The following is an 18,152-nucleotide window of genomic DNA, read 5'->3' as shown; positions in this document are numbered from 1 at the left end:
GCGAACGGGCGGCGTGAACGCCGCCTGTCATCGATCGAGTGCTACAGGGTTTTCCCGGCTTCCAGCCAGCCGTTGATCACGGCGATCGCAGTCGACCGGTTATGCACGCCGAGCGCCCGGAAGATCACCGACAGATGCACCTTCACCGTGCCTTCGGCGACGCCCAGGTCGCGCGCGATCATCTTGTTGGTCCAGCCGCGATGCACGAGCCGCATGATGTCCTGCTGACGCGGCGACAGATTCTCCAGCAGATGCTGCTGGTGCGGCTGCAATGCCTGGATCTGCGTGAGCGGTTCCGTGAGCGTGGCGCCGCCCTGGCTTGGCGCATGCGCGCCGACCGGAGCCGCATGTTGCTGCGACGGATCAGCGAGCGCTTCGGCACGAGCGGGCACGGGCGCGGCCTGCGCATCGCGCGAACCCAGCAGACTGAGCGCTTCCATTGGCACATAAGCGCCGCCGGAAAGTACCAGTTCGATCGCTTTGAGCATGACGCTGGCGGGCTGGCGCTTCGGCACGAACCCGAGCGCGCCGGCGGCCAGCACCGCGCGCATTTCGTCGGGCGATTCTTCGGCGGAGAGGACGACAAGCGGCAGCGCGGGGTTCGCCTTCAACAGCACTTCGAGCGACGAAGCGCCGCTCATGCCCGGCATATGCAGATCGACGATGGCAAGATCGTGATCGGCGTCGGGACGCGCGAGCAGGGCAAGCGTCTCCCAGTTGTCGGCTTCGTCGAACTGGGCGTCGGGATCGAGGCCGCGCAGCATGCCTTTGACGCCTTGACGAATCAGTTCATGGTCGTCGGCTACAAGAAACTTCATGATGTCTCCGCGAGTCGGGCCTGCCCGATGTGGGCTACCGCCGTTATAGGGTCTCGTTTTACTTCTAGCCTCGTGAATCGCATCATTGCCGCCCACCCCGCGATCATATGCCTGATCGGTGGCGCGGCGCACCTTCCGGCGAACCGCTTGTGTGACCGTTTATTTGTTAAATCGCCGTCTGCTCCGATGCACCGCATGATGTCCAAGGCAGGTCTCTCGCGCATAGTTTACGGCTTGCTTGGTAGACGAGCCGAACGGTCCTTTTTTAAAGGCGTCCCCGCAGGATTCCGAAGGTTATGCGCGCCGGATCGAAGCGCGCTGAAGCAGTCTCTATTTGACTGCAAATAACGTCGCATTCATCAGAAGCTTGAATGCGAATCCGAGCGACATCGCCGAGCCCACGCCGAAGCACCACAGCGCGATGAACCAGAGCCAGCCCGGCACTTTGCGCGCCGGCGCGCTCGATGCGCCGAGCGTTGCGTCCGGGCTCGTCTGCTTAGTGATAGTGATGTTGGTCGCCATGACGCACCTTGCCGCGAAATACCCAATAACCCATCGTCGTGTAGGCGATGATGATCGGCAGAATCACCGCTGCGCCGGCCAGCGTGAACATCTGGCTCGAGCGCGGCGCGGCCGCTTCCCAGAGCGTCATGCTCGACGGAATCGCATACGGCCACAAGCTCACCAGCAAGCCCGCGTAGCCGAGCAGCACCAGCAGCAGCGCGAGCGCGAACGGCGTGTTGTGATGCCGCTCACGCACCGCGCGATGCATGAAGAACGCCGCGACCGCCACGAGGAAGGGCACCGGCAGCAGACGATAGAACAGGCCGTCGTGGAACCAGCGCTGCGCGATATTCGGATCCTGCAGCGGCGTCCACAGGCTGACCATCGCGACGAAGCCGAGCAGCACGATCGTCAACGGCCAGACCACGCGATGCAGGCGGCGTTGCAGATCGCCTTCGGTCTTCGCCACCAGCCAGCAGCAGCCGAGCAGCGCATAAGTGACCACGAGTCCAAGGCCCGTGAGCAGGCTGAACGGCGTGAGCCAGCCGAAGGCGTCGCCGGCATACGCGCCGTCGACCACGGGAATGCCTTGCAGGAACGCGCCTAGCGCGATGCCCTGAAAGAACGCCGCGCCCGCCGAACCGCCGATGAACGCGAGGTCCCACAGATGCTTCGTGCGATTGGCCTTGGCGCGAATCTCGAACGACACGCCGCGAAAGATCAGACACACGAGCATGAAGATCAGCGGCAGATACAGCGCGGACAGCACGGTCGAGTAGACCGCGGGGAACACTGCGAAGAGACCCGCGCCGCCGAGCACCAGCCAGGTTTCGTTGCCGTCCCACACCGGCGCGACGGTGTTCATCATCAGGTCGCGTTCCTTCTCATCGGGGAAGAACGGGAAAACGATGCCGATGCCCAGATCGAAGCCGTCCAGCACCACATACATGAAAAGGCCCAGCGCGATGATCGCGGCCCACACTACGGTTACGTCCATGTTCTTTCTCTATCGCAAGTAGCTGGTGAAGAAGGGCAGGTTCAGGCCGCGTCGATCATGTGATCGGCGGCGGAAAGCGGGCGGCGCGCGGTCTGGTTCGGCAGGCGCTGCGGCGCTTCGTGCGGCGTGTGTCCCGGCAGCGCCGGACCCGCGCGCATCAGCTTGAGCATGTAGTAGACGCCGGTGCCGAACACGAGGAAGTACACGACCACGAAGGTCATCAGCGAGATGCCGACCTGCTGCGTGCTGAGCGGCGACACGGCCTGCGAAGTGCGCATCACGCCGTACACGACCCACGGCTGACGGCCCGCTTCAGTGGTGACCCAGCCGGCCAGCAGCGTGATGAAACCCGTCGGCCCCATCGCCACGGCGACGCGCTGGAACCACTTCGATTCGAACAGGCGTCCACGGCGGCGCAGCACCCACGCGGCCACCGACATCAGGATCATCAGCACGCCGAGGCCGGCCATGATGCGAAAGCTCCAGAACACCACCGTCGAGTTCGGCCGGTCTTGCGGCGGGAATTCCTTGAGACCGCGAATTTCGCCGTCCCAGCTATGCGTGAGGATCAGGCTGCCCAGGTGCGGAATCGACACGGCGTAGCGCGTGGTTTCCGCCTGCATGTCGGGAATGCCGAACAGGTTCAGCGCGGTGCCGCCTTTTTCGGTGTCCCACAGACCCTCGATCGCCGCGATCTTGGCGGGCTGATATTCGCGCGTGTTCAAACCATGCTGATCGCCGACGAACGCCTGGACCGGCGTGAGGATCAAGAGGAGCCAGAGCGCCATCGAGAACATCTTCTTGACGGCCGGATCGCGCCGTCCGCGCAGCAGATGCCACGCGCCCACCGCCGACACCACCAGCGCCGCGACGATGAACGCCGCGAGCGCCATATGCGCGAGCCGGTATGGGAACGACGGATTGAACACGATCTTGAACCAGTCGAGCGGCACGACGCGGCCGTTCACGACTTCGAAGCCTTGCGGCGTTTGCATCCAGCTATTGGAAGCGAGAATCCAGAAGGTCGAAATCAGCGTGCCGATCGCCACCATCAGCGTGGCGCCGAAGTGCGCGCGCGGACTGACGCGCTGCCAGCCGAACAGCATGATGCCGAGGAAGCCAGCTTCGAGGAAGAACGCGGTCATCACTTCGTACATCAACAGGGGGCCGGTGACGGGGCCGGCGAAACTGGAGAAGCCCGACCAGTTGGTGCCGAACTGATAGCTCATCACCACGCCGGAAACCACGCCCATGCCGAAGGCCACTGCGAAGATCTTCGACCAGAACAGGCAAAGGTCTTTGTAGTACGCCTTGCGGGTTTTCAGCCAGCGCCATTCGAGCACGGCGATGAAGCTGGCGAGGCCGATGCTGAGCGCCGGAAAAACGATGTGGAACGAGACGGTGAACGCAAACTGGATGCGGGCGAGATCGAAGGCCGAGAGAGCGGAGTTCATGAGCGTGAAGTGCGTGATGGCCGCGAGGGCGGACTACGCGCGTCGACCGTTGTCGGTGCGCACTGCGCTGGGCAGATGGCGCAAGAGTAGGGGATGAGGAAATTCTTTGCTGCGACGCGACGTGCGTCAAAAAACCACGTTGTTTTGCGGCGTTTTTTTATTTTGAGACGGCAAGTCCTTGATGGATATCAAGTTTTCCTGATTGCCTTGCTGGGCGCGCCGGGCACGGTTTCGGTGCGCCGACGGTGCGACTGCGGCAATCGACCGCGCTGCAGCATTGTCGCGCGGGTGGATTCGAACGCCTTTGAGCCGGGCTCGGCATCGGTCTGGAGCACATTAAGGCCGCCGCCCGCAGATTCGCTCCACAAGGCGATGTTCGGCAATTGGGATCGGCTTGTCATCAACCGACAATCACTCCGTCAGAACGGACTTTCCATGCGCCCGGCGGCTAGCCAACGGGCTCGATTGCCCATACCATGCAGGCAGCCAAACGGCAGCATTTTTCAAATGAGCGCATGCTACTCACGCATGCACGCCGTATAGCCAGTCCAGTATTTTTTCCCGTTATTCGCTTCGAATAGTCATCGCCGACGCACCGGCTGAATCGCCTGGGCGCGTCGCGAATCCGTCATCAACGTGTGGTGCGAGGCATGCCGTGCCTCGAATGGGCGTCGTGTCGCGTGCCGCGCGAATGGTTCAGGAGAACACGCTTCATCCACCTGCCGGCGACGGCAGACTTCAACTAACAGGAGTCAGCAGATGAGCACGATCAAGACGAAAGACGGTACGACCATTTTCTATAAGGACTGGGGCAAGGGTCGCCCGGTCGTCTTCTCGCACGGTTGGCCGTTGAGCGCGGACGCCTGGGACGCGCAGATGATGTTCCTCGGCAACAAAGGCTTTCGCGTGATCGCCCATGACCGGCGCGGGCATGGCCGGTCGGAGCAGACGTGGGACGGCAATGACATGGACACCTACGCCGACGATCTCGCCGCGCTGATCGAACAACTCGATCTGAAGGACGCCACGCTCGTCGGCCATTCGACGGGCGGCGGGGAAGTCGCGCATTACATCGGCCGGCATGGCACGCAACGCGTCGCGAAGGCCGTGCTGATCGGCGCGGTGCCGCCGTTGATGCTGAAGACGGAGAGCAATCCGAACGGCACGCCGATCGACGTGTTCGACGGCATCCGCAAAGGCGTGGAAGACGACCGCTCGCAGTTCTTCAAGGATCTGGCGCTGCCGTTTTACGGCTACAACCGTCCGGGCGCGAAGGTGTCGCAAGGCGTGATCGATTCGTTCTGGGTCCAGGGCATGGCTGGGTCGATCAAGGGACTGTACGACTGCATCAAGCAGTTCTCCGAAGTCGACTACACGGAAGACCTGAAGAAGATCGACGTGCCGACGCTAGTGCTGCACGGCGACGACGACCAGATCGTGCCGATCGATGCGGCCGGCCGTCTGACCGCGAAGATCGTGAAGAACGCCACGCTCAAGGTCTATCCGGGCGGCCAGCACGGCATGTGCACCGTCGAGGCCGCCAAGGTGAACGGCGATCTGCTGGAGTTCATCGGGTCGTAATGCGGTGACGTGTTGATGCGTCGATGTCGCGAGTGCGGTGGGCTGCGGGTAAGCAAGCACGCCCAGTTGCACTTGAACCCGAACCGCGGGCCGTGATCGTTCACGCGCCCGCGTGTCGAACCGCTCAGGCGGTCGGCCAGCCGATGCGCGCCGCTCGCCGCAATGACGAGCGCACCACCATCCGGTGGAACGGCGCGATCGCGAGAATATAGAAACGGCCGAGTCGATTGTGGCAATGCACGACGGTGGACAGGATCAGATAGCGGGAGCGTCCTTCCTGCGTGCCGCGAGTTTGCTGCAGCACTGAAACCCGGAAGTCGAGATGACGGTCGTTTTCGCCGAGGATGATCTCGTGCGCGCTACGCGTGTAGATCCTGAAGATGTCGAGGCGCTCCCTTGCGGCGGCGGGATCCTTGATGCTGCGTAACTGCGCCGCGGTCTTCAGGCCGAAACGGGCGACGATCGCATCGCGCAAGCCCATCAACCTCGCGACCCATCCCGCCTGATGCGCGAACACGAAGCGCGCCAGCAACTCCGGATCGTCGATGGCGTTCTCGGGCAGGCGGACCGCATAGGCGTCGGCCAGATCCGGCGCGTCGTACAAACGCGCGACGCTCGATTCAGCCGGAAGGGCAACGGACTGCACGGAACAGTGGACAGTGAGCATGGTGGCGTGCGGCGCTAAAAATCAATCGAAGAGGGGCGCTGCGCCGGATTATGGCGGCAGTCCGGCTTGCGCGTGAGCGCATCAAGTCTACGCGCTTGTGCGCGTCTGCGCGGAGCCGGCCGACGAGGTCCTTCCCATCCCGGATTCTGGAGCGAAAGCGCGTTTCTAGTTATACGATGTCACATAAATAGGGTCCGCCTATTCGCTTGTTTATTAAGATAAATTTGGTGGGCAGCTCATTGAGATAAGGGTAAGTGCCTAATTGAAATCCGGTCTGGCATCGTTGATAGTACGTTATCGTACAACTACCGCTGAATCGGCAGACGCTGCCGGCATGACAGAAGCGACGGCTGTACCCAAGTTCGATCGCGCGCGGCGCAGGAAAGGAACCTTATGAAGAAGATTGCTCTGAGTGGAGCCGGTGGCCAGCTTGGCTCGGTGGTACGCGCTGCGTTGATCGCACGCGGCACGCCGTTGCGTTCGGCCGCGGGCTCGAAGGCCCTCGTGCCGCTCGTGGAAGGCGAGGACGTGATGCACGGCGATCTGCGCGACCCCGCGATCGTGGATCGTCTGCTGGAAGGCGTGGACGTCCTGATCCATTTCGCGGGTACGAGCGTGGAGCGTCCGCTGCCCGAGATCATCGAAAACAATCTGCGCGGGCTGGTCGAAGTGTACGAAGGCGCGCGCCGGCAAGGCGTGAAGCGCATCGTGTTCGCGAGCTCCAATCATGCGATCGGCATGTATCCGGTCACCGAGCATCTCAGCCTCGACTGCGAACTGCGCCCGGACGGCTTCTACGGCCTGAGCAAGGTGTGGGGCGAAGCGCTCGCTAGAATGTACTGGGACAAGCACGGCATCGAGAGCGTTTGCGTGCGCATCGGCAGTTGCCTCGAGCGGCCGACCGAGCCCCGGCACCTGAGCACCTGGTTCGGTCACCGCGATCTGCTGCACTTCCTCGACCGCTGTGTCGAAGCGGAGAACGTGGGCTTCCTGACCATCTGGGGCGTGTCGGCCAACACACGCAGCTGGTGGGACAACAGCGGCGCCGAACGTCTGGGCTATCAGCCGACGCAGGATGCCGAGGTCTACGCCGAGGAAATCCTCGCGCGGCCGAATCCGCTCGACGCGCTCGGCCAGCGCTTCCAGGGCGGCAGCTTTGTGGGTATCGATTATTCGCGCGATGACGCCGCTTCGGACGGCTCGGCCGCTTCCACTACGCGGCCTGTTTGAGCCGTTCAGGATTACGAGGAGACGCAGCAATGAAAATCAAGGGCATCCGCTGGTGGATGGTCAGTCTGGTCGCGGCCGGGCTCATTATCAATTACCTCGCGCGCAATACGCTGTCAGTCGCGGCGCCGACGTTGATGAAGGACCTCCACATCACCACGGAGCAGTATTCGCACGTGGTCGTGGCGTGGCAGCTTTGCTATGCATTCATGCAGCCCGTCGCCGGCTACCTGCTCGACACTGTCGGCACCAAGATCGGCTTTGCGGCGTTCGCGCTGGCATGGTCGCTGGCTTGCGCAGCGGCGGCGTGGTCGACGGGCTGGCGCAGCCTCGCGTTCTTCCGCGGCCTGCTCGGCATTGCCGAGGCGGCCGGCATTCCGGCCGGCGTCAAGGCGACGAGCGAGTGGTTCCCCGCCAAGGAGCGTTCGGTGGCGATCGGCTGGTTCAACATCGGCTCGTCGATCGGCGCGTTGCTGGCGCCGCCGCTGGTGGTGTGGGCGTTGTTGCGCGGCGAGTGGCAGTTGGCCTTCGTGATCGTCGGCGTGGCTGGGATTATCTGGAGCGTGCTGTGGATGGTGCTCTACAAGCACCCGCGCAACCAGAAGCTGTTGAGCGACGCTGAACGCGACTACATTCTCAGCGGCCAGGAAGCGAAGCACAGCGACGCCGGCGCCGCCAAGCGCAGCTGGCTCGCCATGCTCGGCAGCCGCGATTTCTGGGCGATCGGCATTCCGCGCATGCTGTCCGAACCGGCATGGCAGACCTTCAACGCGTGGATTCCGTTGTACATGATGACCGAGCGTCACATGAACCTGAAGGAAGTCGCGCTGTATGCTTGGATGCCGTTTCTGGCCGCCGACATCGGCTGCGTGCTGGGCGGCTATCTCAGTCCGCTGTTTCACAAGTACGCGAAGGTGTCGCTCTTCACGTCGCGCAAGATGGTGTTCGTGGTCGGCGCGCTGTTCATGATCGGACCGGCTTGCGTCGGCCTGGTGGCGAGTCCTTATGTGGCGGTGGCGCTGCTGTGCGTCGGCGGTTTTGCGCATCAGACCTTGTCGGGTGCACTGTACGCGATTACGTCCGATATGTTCGGCAAGAACGAAGTCGCCACCGCGACCGGCATGGGCGGTATGGCAGGCTACCTGGGCGCGGCTGCGTTCACGGCGCTGTTCGGCGTGCTGGTCACGCAGATCGGCTATAGCCCGTTGTTCGTGGTGCTTGCGGTGTTCGACATCATCGCGGCCGCTGTGGTGTGTCTGCTGGCGAAGAGCGCCGACAAGACGCCCGAGCCGCGCTGGACACCGGCGAGCGCGGTGGTCAAGTGAGTCAGGCCAGGTCGCGATGAATTCCGGACGCTGATCAGTCGAGCCGGAAATGAAAATGGCGGCGCTTTCGGGCGCCGCCATTTTTGTTTTTGTTCCCTGCGTTTCTTGAATCTCCACGACTGAACGAAGCTCGCACTTCGCCCAACCGTTCAACCGCTAACGGCTTAACGCTTATCGACGACCGTCGTGTTGTAAGTCGTCGCGCCGATCACCACATTGTTCAACGTAATGCCGTTGACGTTGTACGCGTAGATCGGTCCAGGTGTAGTCGCGCTCGCGGGCCCGGCCGAGACCGCCGTGCCCAGATTGCAGTTCGAGATCGTCACGCCGCTGATCGGCGGAATGGTCGGCGTCGGGGCCGCGCCGTTGTAGTCGAACGCGACGGGCCCTTGAGCGACGATCGCCTGAAAGCACGAGCCGGTCACGCCGTTAAGCGTCACGTTGCTCGCCGTCACGTTCGAAATGTTCACGTTCTGGACGACCGCCGGACGGATTCGAATGGCGTCGTTCGCCGGTTGGTAGTCGCAGTCGAACGTGATCAGGCCGCCCTGCGCCGCCGACGGATTGGCTGCGCTCGCCGTCACGACGCCAAGCGGCACCGTGGCGTTGATCGGGCTGCCGCTCAGCAACGCGCTGCCGTAACCCCCGCCTTTCAGGGCGACGCCGTTGGGCAGCGTGACTTTATCGACATAGAAGTTCTTCACGAAGCCGCCGCGATTCATATTCGTCTTGATGCGAATCGCGATGTTCAGCGGATTGGTCGCCCAGTTCTGATTCAGCATCTGCAGATTGCGCGCATAGATGTTCTGCACGCCGCCGCCCATTTCGCTACCGAGCGTGATGCCGCCGTGACCGCTGTTCATGATGCAGTTCTGAATCACGTGATTCTGCGCGGGACCGTATTGCGTATCCAGATCCTTGCCCGACTTGATCGCGATGCAATCGTCGCCGGTGTTGAACGTGACGCTGTCGCACAGCACGTTGTTGCACGCGTCCGGATCGAAGCCGTCGTTATTCGGGCCGATGCTGTTGGTCGTCACGCCGCGAATCACGACGTTCTTGCAATCGGTCGGATGATGCTGCCAGAACGGCGTGTTGTTGGTGCTGTAGTTCTCCATCAACACATTCGTGCAGCCGATGAACTCGACCATGCACGGACGCAGATAGTGGCCGACACCGAAGACGCGCTGCGCAATCGGCACACCGGCTTCGGAGAGAGCGGGCAGGTAGTTCTGGTCTTCCTGCCACGGTGTCGTGGGACTGGTCAGTTGCGCATAGAGCGCATCGGAAATGCCGGGTGCGGCGGTTTTCAGATCGACGTTCTTCGGATTCAGGTACGCCTGCGAAGGCGTCGATGAATTTACGCAGCCGTATGCGCCATTCGATCCCTTGAAAGTCCACCAGCACGTGGCGGTGTTGCCGCTGCCGGCGAACGGCGTCATGGCTTGACCGTTGAGCACCGAGGTCGCGTCTTCGCCGGTCAGCGCGATGTTGGTCTGGTTGCGCGCGTAGACCGGCGAGCCGTAGTTCAGGCAATCATTCGCCTGCCAGCGGCTATAGAACAGATTGCCATTGGCGCCGCAGGCGACCGGGCCGTCCTTCGCGTAGTCGGCGGGGTTCGGGCTGAAATAGATCGTGCAATTCGCGCTGAGGTGAAAGTTCACGTTGCTCAGCAGGACGATCGGGCCAGCGCAGTACCACGTGCCGGCCGGCACGACCACGCGTCCGCCGCCTGCGGCATTGCAGGCCTGGATGGCGGCGAGAAACGCGGGGCGCGAGTCGAACGAGGCGGCGGCGTTGGTCAGGTTGGAACCGGGACTCGCGACCGATGCCGAGCCCGTGTACGGATTAGCCGCGGCAACGACGGCGCACGGTGTGGCGCCGTATTGCGTGACCAGGAAGTCGCGTGTGGGAAACATCGACTGGGTGATGCCTTGCAAGGAAGCGATGATCTGCGTCGCGGCGCCCGAGGTGCCCCAGATCGGATCCTGTACCACGGGCGGCGCGGATGGGCCGCCGTTGACGGAACCGCCGCAGGCGGACAAGCCGCCTAGCAGCGTCGCGCCGGCTGACGTACCCGCCAGCACGATAAAGGCGCGGCGAGCGGGCGAATTCGGCTCAGCCTGGCCGGGCGTTTTCGATGTTGCCCGCTTGCCGTTGGTTTTATCTATGGTTGCCACGGATGTCTCCTTGCCCTTTGCGGGCGTTGTCAATAATCGTTGCTACTTTGGGGAATGCAGCTCGTCGAACCTGTTTACTTAACGTAAGGCATCCTTAATGTTTGTAAAAAACTTTAGCGGTGGAAGTGACACGACTTCCGTCAACTCGCTGCGAAGCCGGCGAACGCACGTATGCGCCGCTCCGTCCTGCCTATCTGCATAAGGCAAGCGGAGCGGCGCATTTAAAAGCGGCGTGCGGCTTAAGCGGTTTTCTGGCCAATCTCGTGATCGGCGAGGAATTCGAGCGCGCGCACCATCGCCGAGTGGTCCCACGCCTTGCCGCCGTGCGCGACGCAGGCGTTGAACAGCGCCTGGCAGGTGGCCGTATTCGGCAGGGAGACGCCGAGCGATTGCGCGGTGGAGAGCGCGAGGTTCAGATCCTTCTGGTGCAACTCGATGCGGAAGCCCGGATCGAAGGTGCGTTTGGTCATGCGTTCGCCGTGCACTTCGAGAATGCGCGAGGACGCGAACCCGCCCATCAGCGCTTCCCGCACGCGCGCCGGATCGACGCCGGCCTTGGAGGCGAGCAGCAGCGCCTCGCCGACTGCCTCGATCGTCGCGGCGACGATCACCTGGTTGGCCACCTTGCACACCTGGCCGGCGCCGACGCCACCGATCAGCGTGACGTTCTTGCCCATCATGTCGAACAGCGGCTTGACGGCATCGAAGGTCGCGGTTTCGCCGCCCACCATGATGGTCAGCGAGCCGGCCTTGGCGCCGACTTCGCCGCCGGAAACCGGCGCATCCAGATAGTCCGCGCCGCTCTCGCGCACGCGGGCCGCGAACTCGCGGGTGGCCATCGGCGAAATCGAGCTCATGTCGACGACGGTTTGTCCCGCGCGCAACGATCCGGCGAGACCTTGTTCGCCAAACAGCACGCGCTCGACGTCGGGCGTATCCGGCACCATGATGAAAATCACGTCGGCCTGCGCGGCCACGGCGGCGGGGCTGTCGCACGCGACAGCGCCCGCCTGGATGAGATCGTCGGGCACGCCGCTGCGTGTGAACGCTGCCAGCGCGACGCCGTTCTTGAGAAGGTTGGCGGCCATGGGCTTGCCCATGATGCCGAGTCCGATAAAGCCTGCTTTTTGCATGGAATGCTCCGAAGATGTCATGGCGGCCGGGTTATTGCTGGCCCGCCTGTTTCTGCATGAAGTGTTTTTGAACCGTCTGCGCGGCCGCTTTCAGCAGCCCCATATCCGCGCAGACCGCGACGACGCTGCAGCCCATGGAGATGTAGCGCTCCGCGTCGGCCTGCACCGGCGCGAGAATGCCGCTCGGCTTGCCCGCGGCTTGCGCGCGTTCGAACACGCGCGCGATCGCCGCCTGCACGTCGGGATGATTCGGATTGCCGAGATGGCCGTATGCGGCCGCGAGGTCGGACGGTCCGACGAACACGGCGTCGATGCCGTCAACGGCGAGAATTTCGTCGATCGCGTCGACGGCCTTGCGGCTTTCAATCTGCACGATGACGCAGACGTTGTCGTTGGCGACGTCGAAGTAGTCGGGCACCGTCGCGTAACGATTGCCGCGATGGCTCACCGAAACGCCGCGAATGCCCTGCGGCGGGTAACGCGTGGCGGCAACGGCGCGCGCCGCGTCGTCGGCGCTTTCCACGAACGGCACCAGGAAATTCGAGAAGCCGGTGTCGAGGAGCCGCTTGATGAACACGCTGTCGTTAGCGGGCGGCCGTACGACCGGCGCGCTGCCGCTGTCCTTGAGCGCCATCAACTGCGGGATCAGCGTGAGGACGTCGTTCGGCGCGTGCTCGGCGTCCAGCAGCATCCAGTCGAAGCCGATAATGCCGAGCAGTTCGGTGACGATCGGGCTGGCGAGCGACGCCCAGCAGCCGATCAGGGTTTCACCGCCGCACACTGCTCGGCGGAAACTGTTGGGTAAGGGCTGGTAAGGCGTGACGGCTGGCATCGGCTGTTTCCTCGAACGGTAATGGATCGGGCAAGTTCCGACGACGGCTCAACACGAGTTATAGGTCGTCGTATGTCTTGATTGCAGATTAGCACCGGCCTCGCCGGTTGTAACGGTCACGTTAACCCGAATTCCTCGCCAGGCAAGCGTTTCAGGTTGCGCTCATACCTCGTAATGTTGTAGGATGACCTATATCTTAGGCCTTCACTCAAGGAAAGCAAATGTCTATTACCGGCGAAATGCTGATCGGCCGCCAAGCGGTGCGCGGCGAGGAAAAACCATTGCATGCGTTCAATCCTGCCACGGGTTCCGATATCGCGGAGCCGGTTTTCGGCAGCGGCTCGGTGGCCGTCGTGGGACAGGCATGCGAGCTGGCGCAGCAAGCGTTCGATCCGTACCGACAACTGCCGCTCACGGTGCGCGCCGAGTTTCTCGAGCGTATCGCCGACGGCATCACGGCGTTGGGCGACGCGCTGATCGAACGGGCGCACCAGGAATCGGGTCTGCCGAAGGCGCGTCTCGAAGGCGAACGCGGCCGCACCACCGGCCAGCTCAAGCTGTTCGCGCAAGTCGTGCGCGCCGGCCAGTGGCTCGCCGCCACGCTCGATTCGCCGCTGCCGGAGCGCAAGCCGCTGCCGCGCTCTGACCTGCGCATGCAAAAGATTCCGCTCGGCCCGGTCGCGGTGTTCGGCGCCAGCAATTTCCCGCTCGCGTTTTCGGTGGCGGGCGGCGACACGGCGGCAGCGCTCGCGGCCGGCTGCCCGGTCGTGGTGAAGGCGCACCGCGCGCACCTTGGCACGTCCGAGATGGTCGGCCGCGTGATCCAGCGCGTCGCGCAAGAGATGGACTTGCCGGAAGGCGTGTTCTCGATGATCGTCGGCGCGGGGAATTCCGTCGGCGAGGCGCTGGTCGCGCATCCGGCGATCAAGGCGGTTGGCTTCACCGGTTCGCGCGCGGGCGGCACGTCGCTGATGCGCGTCGCGGCGGCGCGTGCCGAGCCGATTCCGGTCTACGCGGAAATGAGCAGCATCAATCCCGTGTTCCTCCTGTCGAATGCGCTGGCTGCGCGCGGCGAGAGCATTGCGCGCGGTTTCGTCGATTCGCTGGTCCTTGGCGCCGGCCAGTTCTGTACCAATCCGGGTCTCGCGATTGCCGTCGACAGCGACGCGCTCAAGACTTTCGTCGCCACGGCGTCGAACGCGCTGAGCGGCAAGCCCGCGCAGACCATGCTGACGTCCGGCATCTGCGCTGCTTATGAAGAAGGCGAGGGCAAGCTGGCGGCGATCAAGGGCGTCGAGGCAGTAGCGCGCGGTGTCGATACAACCGGCCCGACGCAGGCGCGCGCGGCGTTGTTCGTGACCGACGCACAGACGTTCCTCGCCACGCCGGCACTGGAAGACGAGGTGTTCGGCCCGGCGTCGACCATCGTCCGTTGCAAGGACGAGCGGGAACTGCTCGCGGTCGCCGAGCACTTTGCCGGCCAGTTGACCGCCACGGTGCAGATGGACAGCGCCGACCTGGCAGCGGCGAAGAAGCTGGTGCCGATTCTCGAACGCAAGGCCGGCCGGATTCTGGTGAATGGTTTCCCGACGGGCGTCGAGGTGTCGCACGCGATGGTGCACGGCGGCCCGTTTCCGGCGACGTCCGATAGCCGCGCGACGTCGGTCGGCACGACGTCGATCGAGCGTTTTCTGCGTCCGGTGTGCTACCAGGATTTCCCGGCCGATCTGCTGCCGCAAGCGCTGACCGACGGCAACCCGCTGGACCTGTGGCGTCGTCGCGATGGCGAGATCACGCGCAGTTAAGGGGCGGGTAATCGAGTGAGATAAAAGAATGGCCGGGATATCCCGGCCATTTTTCTATTGCGTCCGCCTTAGCGAACCTAAATCAGAAGCGAGCCGAATCAGCTATTCGCCTCGGCGGCTTCGTTAGCGCGCCGCAGACGCTCGCGGCTGTTGGACAGATGCATGCGCATGGCCGCGCGCGCGCCTTCCGCATCGTGCCGCGTGATTGCTTCGAGAATGCTTTCGTGCTCAAGGTTGACGAGCGACAGATACGCGTCCGGTTCCGCGCGCGCAATGCCCGCCGAATCGAGCCGGTTCCGCGGAATCAGCGCGCTGCCCATTTGCGTGAGAATGTCGACGAAATAGCGGTTGCCCGTGGCGCGCGCCACCGAGATATGAAACTGCAGATCGGCGTCGACGCTGTCCAGCCCGTTATGGCGCGTGGCTTCGATTGCGTCGAGCGCGCCGCGCATGCGCGCGAGGTCATCCGGCTTGGCGCGCTGGGCCGCGAGACCCGCGCATTCCGTTTCGAGACTGATGCGCAGTTCCAGGATCGACAGCACGTCGCGCAGAGTGGTGGCGGGCACCATGTCGATGCCCAGCTTTTCGCGCTGCGGCTCGAGCACGAAGCTGCCGATGCCGTGCCGCGTCTCGATGATCTTGCCCGCCTGCAAACGCGAAATCGCCTCGCGAATGACGGTGCGGCTCACGCTCAGCGTGACCATGAGCTGCGATTCGGTCGGCAGCTTGTCGCCGGGCTTCAACGCGCCGGACGCGATTTGCTCGGTGACGTAGCTGACGACGAACTCGGCAAGATTACGAGCGCGTCGTGGCGGTGCCGCGGATGCCAGTGGTGTAGCCATCGAAAACGCCCCTTGAATCAGATAGTTGCAGACACTTCATGCGTTTCATTATACCGTCGTCTGACGACTGATTATAACCACGCCATATCATTTTGCGGGCCGGCGCCCGATGCGACGCCGGGGTCCCTTTCTAGCCTGCGTTTCACGCTGCGGCGGCGCTCATTTCGCCGTCCGCAGAGAAGTACGATAACCGCCGCGCGATCAGCGCGGGCGCAACTCGACCCGCTTGATGTCTTTCACGATCACGAGATAGCTGAACACCGTGAGCAGGGCATTGATGCCCACGAACACCAGCGCGCCGTTGAACGAGCCGGTCTTCGCCACGAGATAGCCGATCACGATCGGCGTCACGATGCCGGCCACGTTGCCGAACATATTGAAGATCGCGCCCGAGAGGCCGAGCGCTTCTTTCGGCGACGTATCGGCGACGACAGCCCAGCCGAGCGCGCCGATCCCTTTGCCGAAGAACGCGAGCGACATGAGCGCGACGACGACCCAGTCGGTCGACACATAGTTGCAGCCGATGATGCACACCGACAGCAGCATGCCGCCGACGATCGGCACCTTGCGCGCGATCGTGAGCGAATGGCCGCGACGGATCAGTCCGTCGGACAAGATGCCGCCGAGCACGCCGCCCGAGAATCCGCAAATCGCCGGCAGCGAAGCGACCAGACCCGCTTGCAGAATCGTCATGCCACGCGCCTGCACGAGATAGATCGGAAACCACGTCAGGAAGAAGTAGGTCAGCACGTTGATGCAGTACTGCGCAAGATAGACGCCGACCAGCATGCGGTTGCTGAGGAGTTGGCGAACCAGGGACCAGCCGCCGGTACTTTCGATCTTGTCGGCGGATCGGGCTTGCTTCTGCCCGCTGATCACGCCGCCGCCCTGTTCGATGTACTCCAACTCGGCGCGCGAAACACGCGGATGATCCGTGGGATTCTTCATCACCTTCAGCCAGGTGAGCGCGAGCAGGAGCCCCATCACGCCCATCACGACATAGACCATGTGCCAGCCGAACGCGTGGGTAAGCCACGCCATCAACGGCGTGAACACGACCGCCGCGAAGTATTGCGCCGAATTGAAAATGGCCGACGCCGTGCCGCGTTCGTTGGTCGGGAACCAGCTCGCCACGACCTTCGCATTGGCCGGAAATGCCGGCGATTCGGCCGCGCCCATCGCAAAGCGCAGCACGAACAGCGCGGTGACGGCGGCCGCCGCGCTGCCCAGCAAGCCGATCGAGCTTTGCAGCAGCGTGAAGAGCGACCAGAAGAAAATGCTCGCCGCGTAGACGCGCCGTGCGCCGAAGCGGTCCAGCAGCCAGCCGGCCGGCAGTTGCGACAGCACGTAGGCCCAACTGAACGCGGAGAAGATGTAGCCCATGCGGATCGCGTCGAAGCCGAACTCGGCGCGCATGGCCGAGCCGGTCACCGACAGCGTGGCGCGGTCCGCATAGTTGAAGGTCGTGATCAGAAAGATCAGCAGCAGGATTCCGTAGCGGACTCGGGTGCGCTTTGCGACGTGGGCGGCACTGACGGTGCGGCTCATTTCCATGGTCATCTCCTGAATTTCTTTTGCGCGGGAGGAGTGAGCTCCCGAGGCGTCGTGGCGCAAAAAGCGGCTACGACGCCTTGTCGATACATTCGTGCGGCACAAAAACGCCCGGCGACGTTGCCGTCCCGGGCGCTCTTTGCGGTGCCGTCTACGCAGCCATCGTTCGCACGGCCGGCGGGTGTCAATTGCTACTAATAGGCCAGCCGGATTACTGCGGACCGAGCGTCTTGATGAGCGCGTCCAGCTTGCTCATTTCTTCTTCCGTCAGATCGGTCAGCGGCGCGCGGACCGGACCGGCGCTGTGGCCGACCAGCTTCGCGCCCGCCTTGACGATGCTGACCGCGTAGCCGGCGCGGCGGTTGCGGATTGCCAGATACGGCAGGAAGAATTCGTCGATCAGCTTGCCGACGGTCGCGTGGTCGTCCGCGGCGATGGCGCGATAGAAGTCCATCGCGGTCTTCGGAATGAAGTTGAACACTGCCGACGAATACACCGGCACGCCCAGCGCCTTATACGCCGCGGCATAGACTTCCGCGGTCGGCAAGCCGCCGAGATAGGAGAAGCGGTCGCCGAGGCGGCGGCGGATCGACACCATGTTCTCGATCTCGCCCACGCCGTCCTTGAAGCCGATCAGGTTCGGGCAGCGCTCGGCCAGCCCTTCGAGCATATCGGCGTTAAGCTTCGAGTTCGCACGGTTGTAGATGATCACGCCCATGTTCGGCACGGACTTGCAGACTTCTTCAGCGTGCGCGGCGATACCTTCCTGGCAGGCTTCCGTCAGGTAGTGCGGCATCAGCAGAATGCCGTTCGCGCCGTGGCGCTCGGCTTCCTGTGCGTAAGCGATCGCGACGCGCGTCGGGCCGCCCGCGCCGGCGAGAATCGGCACCTTGCCTTTGCAGACTTCGGCGGCCGTCTTCACGACGTTCGAATAGTCGTTGTGCGTGAGCGAGAAGAATTCGCCCGTGCCGCCGGCGACGAACAGCGCCGACGCGCCGTAAGGAGCGAGCCATTCGAGGCGCTCAGCATAGGTGTCGGCGCGGAAATCGCCTTGTTCGTCAAAGTCGGTAACGGGGAAGGACAGGAGGCCTTCGGAAACGATCTGCTTCAGTTCCTGCGGTGTCGTCATGATGAGTATCCAGAGCGTCGGAATGGTTCGCGGGTGGTTCGTTCAGATAGAAATTGAGATTTCTTATACGTCATCGTACAACAACAAAACGGCTAACTCAACGGGCA

The 18,152-nt window shown here is 63.3% G+C and carries 16 protein-coding genes; 4 read left to right on the top strand and 12 right to left on the bottom strand.

Annotation, left to right across the window (positions count from 1 at the left end; genetic code table 11):
* Nucleotides 1-41 precede the first annotated feature (41 nt).
* The 5 genes from ACQKRQ_RS36605 to ACQKRQ_RS36585 all read right to left on the bottom strand — a co-directional run bounded on the left by ACQKRQ_RS36605 (nt 42) and on the right by ACQKRQ_RS36585 (nt 4,156).
* The gene (locus tag ACQKRQ_RS36605; RefSeq protein ID WP_132382818.1) at nt 42-818 is read right to left on the bottom strand and encodes a response regulator transcription factor; all 777 of its coding nucleotides are present in this window, start codon (nt 816-818) and stop codon (nt 42-44) included.
* Nucleotides 819-1,148: 330 nt separating this feature from the next.
* Entirely contained in the window at nt 1,149-1,340 is a 192-nt protein-coding gene (locus ACQKRQ_RS36600; protein WP_427482502.1) for a hypothetical protein, read from the bottom strand.
* Entirely contained in the window at nt 1,315-2,319 is a 1,005-nt protein-coding gene (cydB, locus tag ACQKRQ_RS36595) for a cytochrome d ubiquinol oxidase subunit II (protein ID WP_427482500.1), read from the bottom strand. The genes ACQKRQ_RS36600 and cydB overlap by 26 nt, the downstream gene beginning before the upstream one ends.
* Nucleotides 2,320-2,360: 41 nt before the next feature.
* The gene (locus ACQKRQ_RS36590; protein ID WP_427482499.1) at nt 2,361-3,773 is read right to left on the bottom strand and encodes a cytochrome ubiquinol oxidase subunit I; all 1,413 of its coding nucleotides are present in this window, start codon (nt 3,771-3,773) and stop codon (nt 2,361-2,363) included.
* A 188-nt stretch (nt 3,774-3,961) separates the two neighbouring features.
* Nucleotides 3,962-4,156 carry a hypothetical protein gene (locus ACQKRQ_RS36585; RefSeq protein ID WP_427482497.1) on the bottom strand — a complete coding sequence of 65 codons (195 nt, stop codon included), beginning with the start codon at nt 4,154-4,156 and terminating at the stop codon, nt 3,962-3,964.
* A gap of 376 nt (nt 4,157-4,532) precedes the next feature.
* Here ACQKRQ_RS36585 and ACQKRQ_RS36580 point away from each other — a divergent pair, with 376 nt between their 5' ends.
* Nucleotides 4,533-5,354, top strand: coding sequence for an alpha/beta fold hydrolase (locus ACQKRQ_RS36580; RefSeq protein ID WP_132382828.1), 822 nt, complete (start codon nt 4,533-4,535; stop codon nt 5,352-5,354).
* A 124-nt stretch (nt 5,355-5,478) separates the two neighbouring features.
* On the opposite strand, the gene ACQKRQ_RS36575 is transcribed toward ACQKRQ_RS36580, so the two are convergent.
* Nucleotides 5,479-6,021 (bottom strand): DUF2867 domain-containing protein, encoded by a 543-nt coding sequence (locus ACQKRQ_RS36575; protein WP_132382830.1) that lies wholly within the window; start codon nt 6,019-6,021, stop codon nt 5,479-5,481.
* Nucleotides 6,022-6,414: 393 nt separating this feature from the next.
* Between ACQKRQ_RS36575 and ACQKRQ_RS36570 the strand changes: the two genes are divergently transcribed.
* Both ACQKRQ_RS36570 and ACQKRQ_RS36565 read left to right on the top strand, forming a co-directional pair.
* A complete protein-coding gene (locus ACQKRQ_RS36570) occupies nt 6,415-7,251 on the top strand; it encodes an NAD-dependent epimerase/dehydratase family protein (protein WP_427482494.1) in 837 nt (278 codons plus the stop codon).
* Nucleotides 7,252-7,280: 29 nt separating this feature from the next.
* Nucleotides 7,281-8,573 carry an MFS transporter gene (locus ACQKRQ_RS36565; RefSeq protein ID WP_408178430.1) on the top strand — a complete coding sequence of 431 codons (1,293 nt, stop codon included), beginning with the start codon at nt 7,281-7,283 and terminating at the stop codon, nt 8,571-8,573.
* A 164-nt stretch (nt 8,574-8,737) separates the two neighbouring features.
* On the opposite strand, the gene ACQKRQ_RS36560 is transcribed toward ACQKRQ_RS36565, so the two are convergent.
* The 3 genes from ACQKRQ_RS36560 to garL form a co-directional block, all read right to left on the bottom strand.
* Nucleotides 8,738-10,744 carry a glycoside hydrolase family 28 protein gene (locus ACQKRQ_RS36560; protein ID WP_427482562.1) on the bottom strand — a complete coding sequence of 669 codons (2,007 nt, stop codon included), beginning with the start codon at nt 10,742-10,744 and terminating at the stop codon, nt 8,738-8,740.
* Between the two features lie 248 nt (nt 10,745-10,992).
* Entirely contained in the window at nt 10,993-11,886 is an 894-nt protein-coding gene (locus ACQKRQ_RS36555; RefSeq protein ID WP_427482492.1) for a 2-hydroxy-3-oxopropionate reductase, read from the bottom strand.
* Nucleotides 11,887-11,917: 31 nt separating this feature from the next.
* On the bottom strand, nt 11,918-12,718 hold the full coding sequence (gene garL / locus ACQKRQ_RS36550; RefSeq protein WP_427482490.1) for a 2-dehydro-3-deoxyglucarate aldolase: 801 nt from the start codon (nt 12,716-12,718) through the stop codon (nt 11,918-11,920).
* Nucleotides 12,719-12,939: 221 nt separating this feature from the next.
* On the opposite strand from garL, the gene ACQKRQ_RS36545 reads away from it, so the two are divergent.
* On the top strand, nt 12,940-14,523 hold the full coding sequence (locus ACQKRQ_RS36545) for an aldehyde dehydrogenase (NADP(+)) (protein ID WP_427482488.1): 1,584 nt from the start codon (nt 12,940-12,942) through the stop codon (nt 14,521-14,523).
* A gap of 98 nt (nt 14,524-14,621) precedes the next feature.
* Here ACQKRQ_RS36545 and ACQKRQ_RS36540 read toward each other — a convergent pair whose 3' ends face one another.
* The 3 genes from ACQKRQ_RS36540 to kdgD all read right to left on the bottom strand — a co-directional run bounded on the left by ACQKRQ_RS36540 (nt 14,622) and on the right by kdgD (nt 18,045).
* The gene (locus ACQKRQ_RS36540) at nt 14,622-15,365 is read right to left on the bottom strand and encodes a FadR/GntR family transcriptional regulator (RefSeq protein WP_132382844.1); all 744 of its coding nucleotides are present in this window, start codon (nt 15,363-15,365) and stop codon (nt 14,622-14,624) included.
* A gap of 201 nt (nt 15,366-15,566) precedes the next feature.
* Complete coding sequence (locus tag ACQKRQ_RS36535; protein WP_427482486.1) at nt 15,567-16,979, bottom strand: MFS transporter; 1,413 nt, start codon at nt 16,977-16,979, stop codon at nt 15,567-15,569.
* 148 nt (nt 16,980-17,127) lie between these two features.
* The gene (gene kdgD / locus ACQKRQ_RS36530; protein ID WP_132382848.1) at nt 17,128-18,045 is read right to left on the bottom strand and encodes a 5-dehydro-4-deoxyglucarate dehydratase; all 918 of its coding nucleotides are present in this window, start codon (nt 18,043-18,045) and stop codon (nt 17,128-17,130) included.
* Nucleotides 18,046-18,152 lie beyond the last annotated feature (107 nt).

The sequence above is a fragment of the Paraburkholderia sp. NPDC080076 genome, assembly GCF_050281145.1.
Classification (GTDB): Bacteria; Pseudomonadota; Gammaproteobacteria; order Burkholderiales; family Burkholderiaceae; genus Paraburkholderia.
This window is presented reverse-complemented; position numbering and strand designations above follow the sequence as displayed.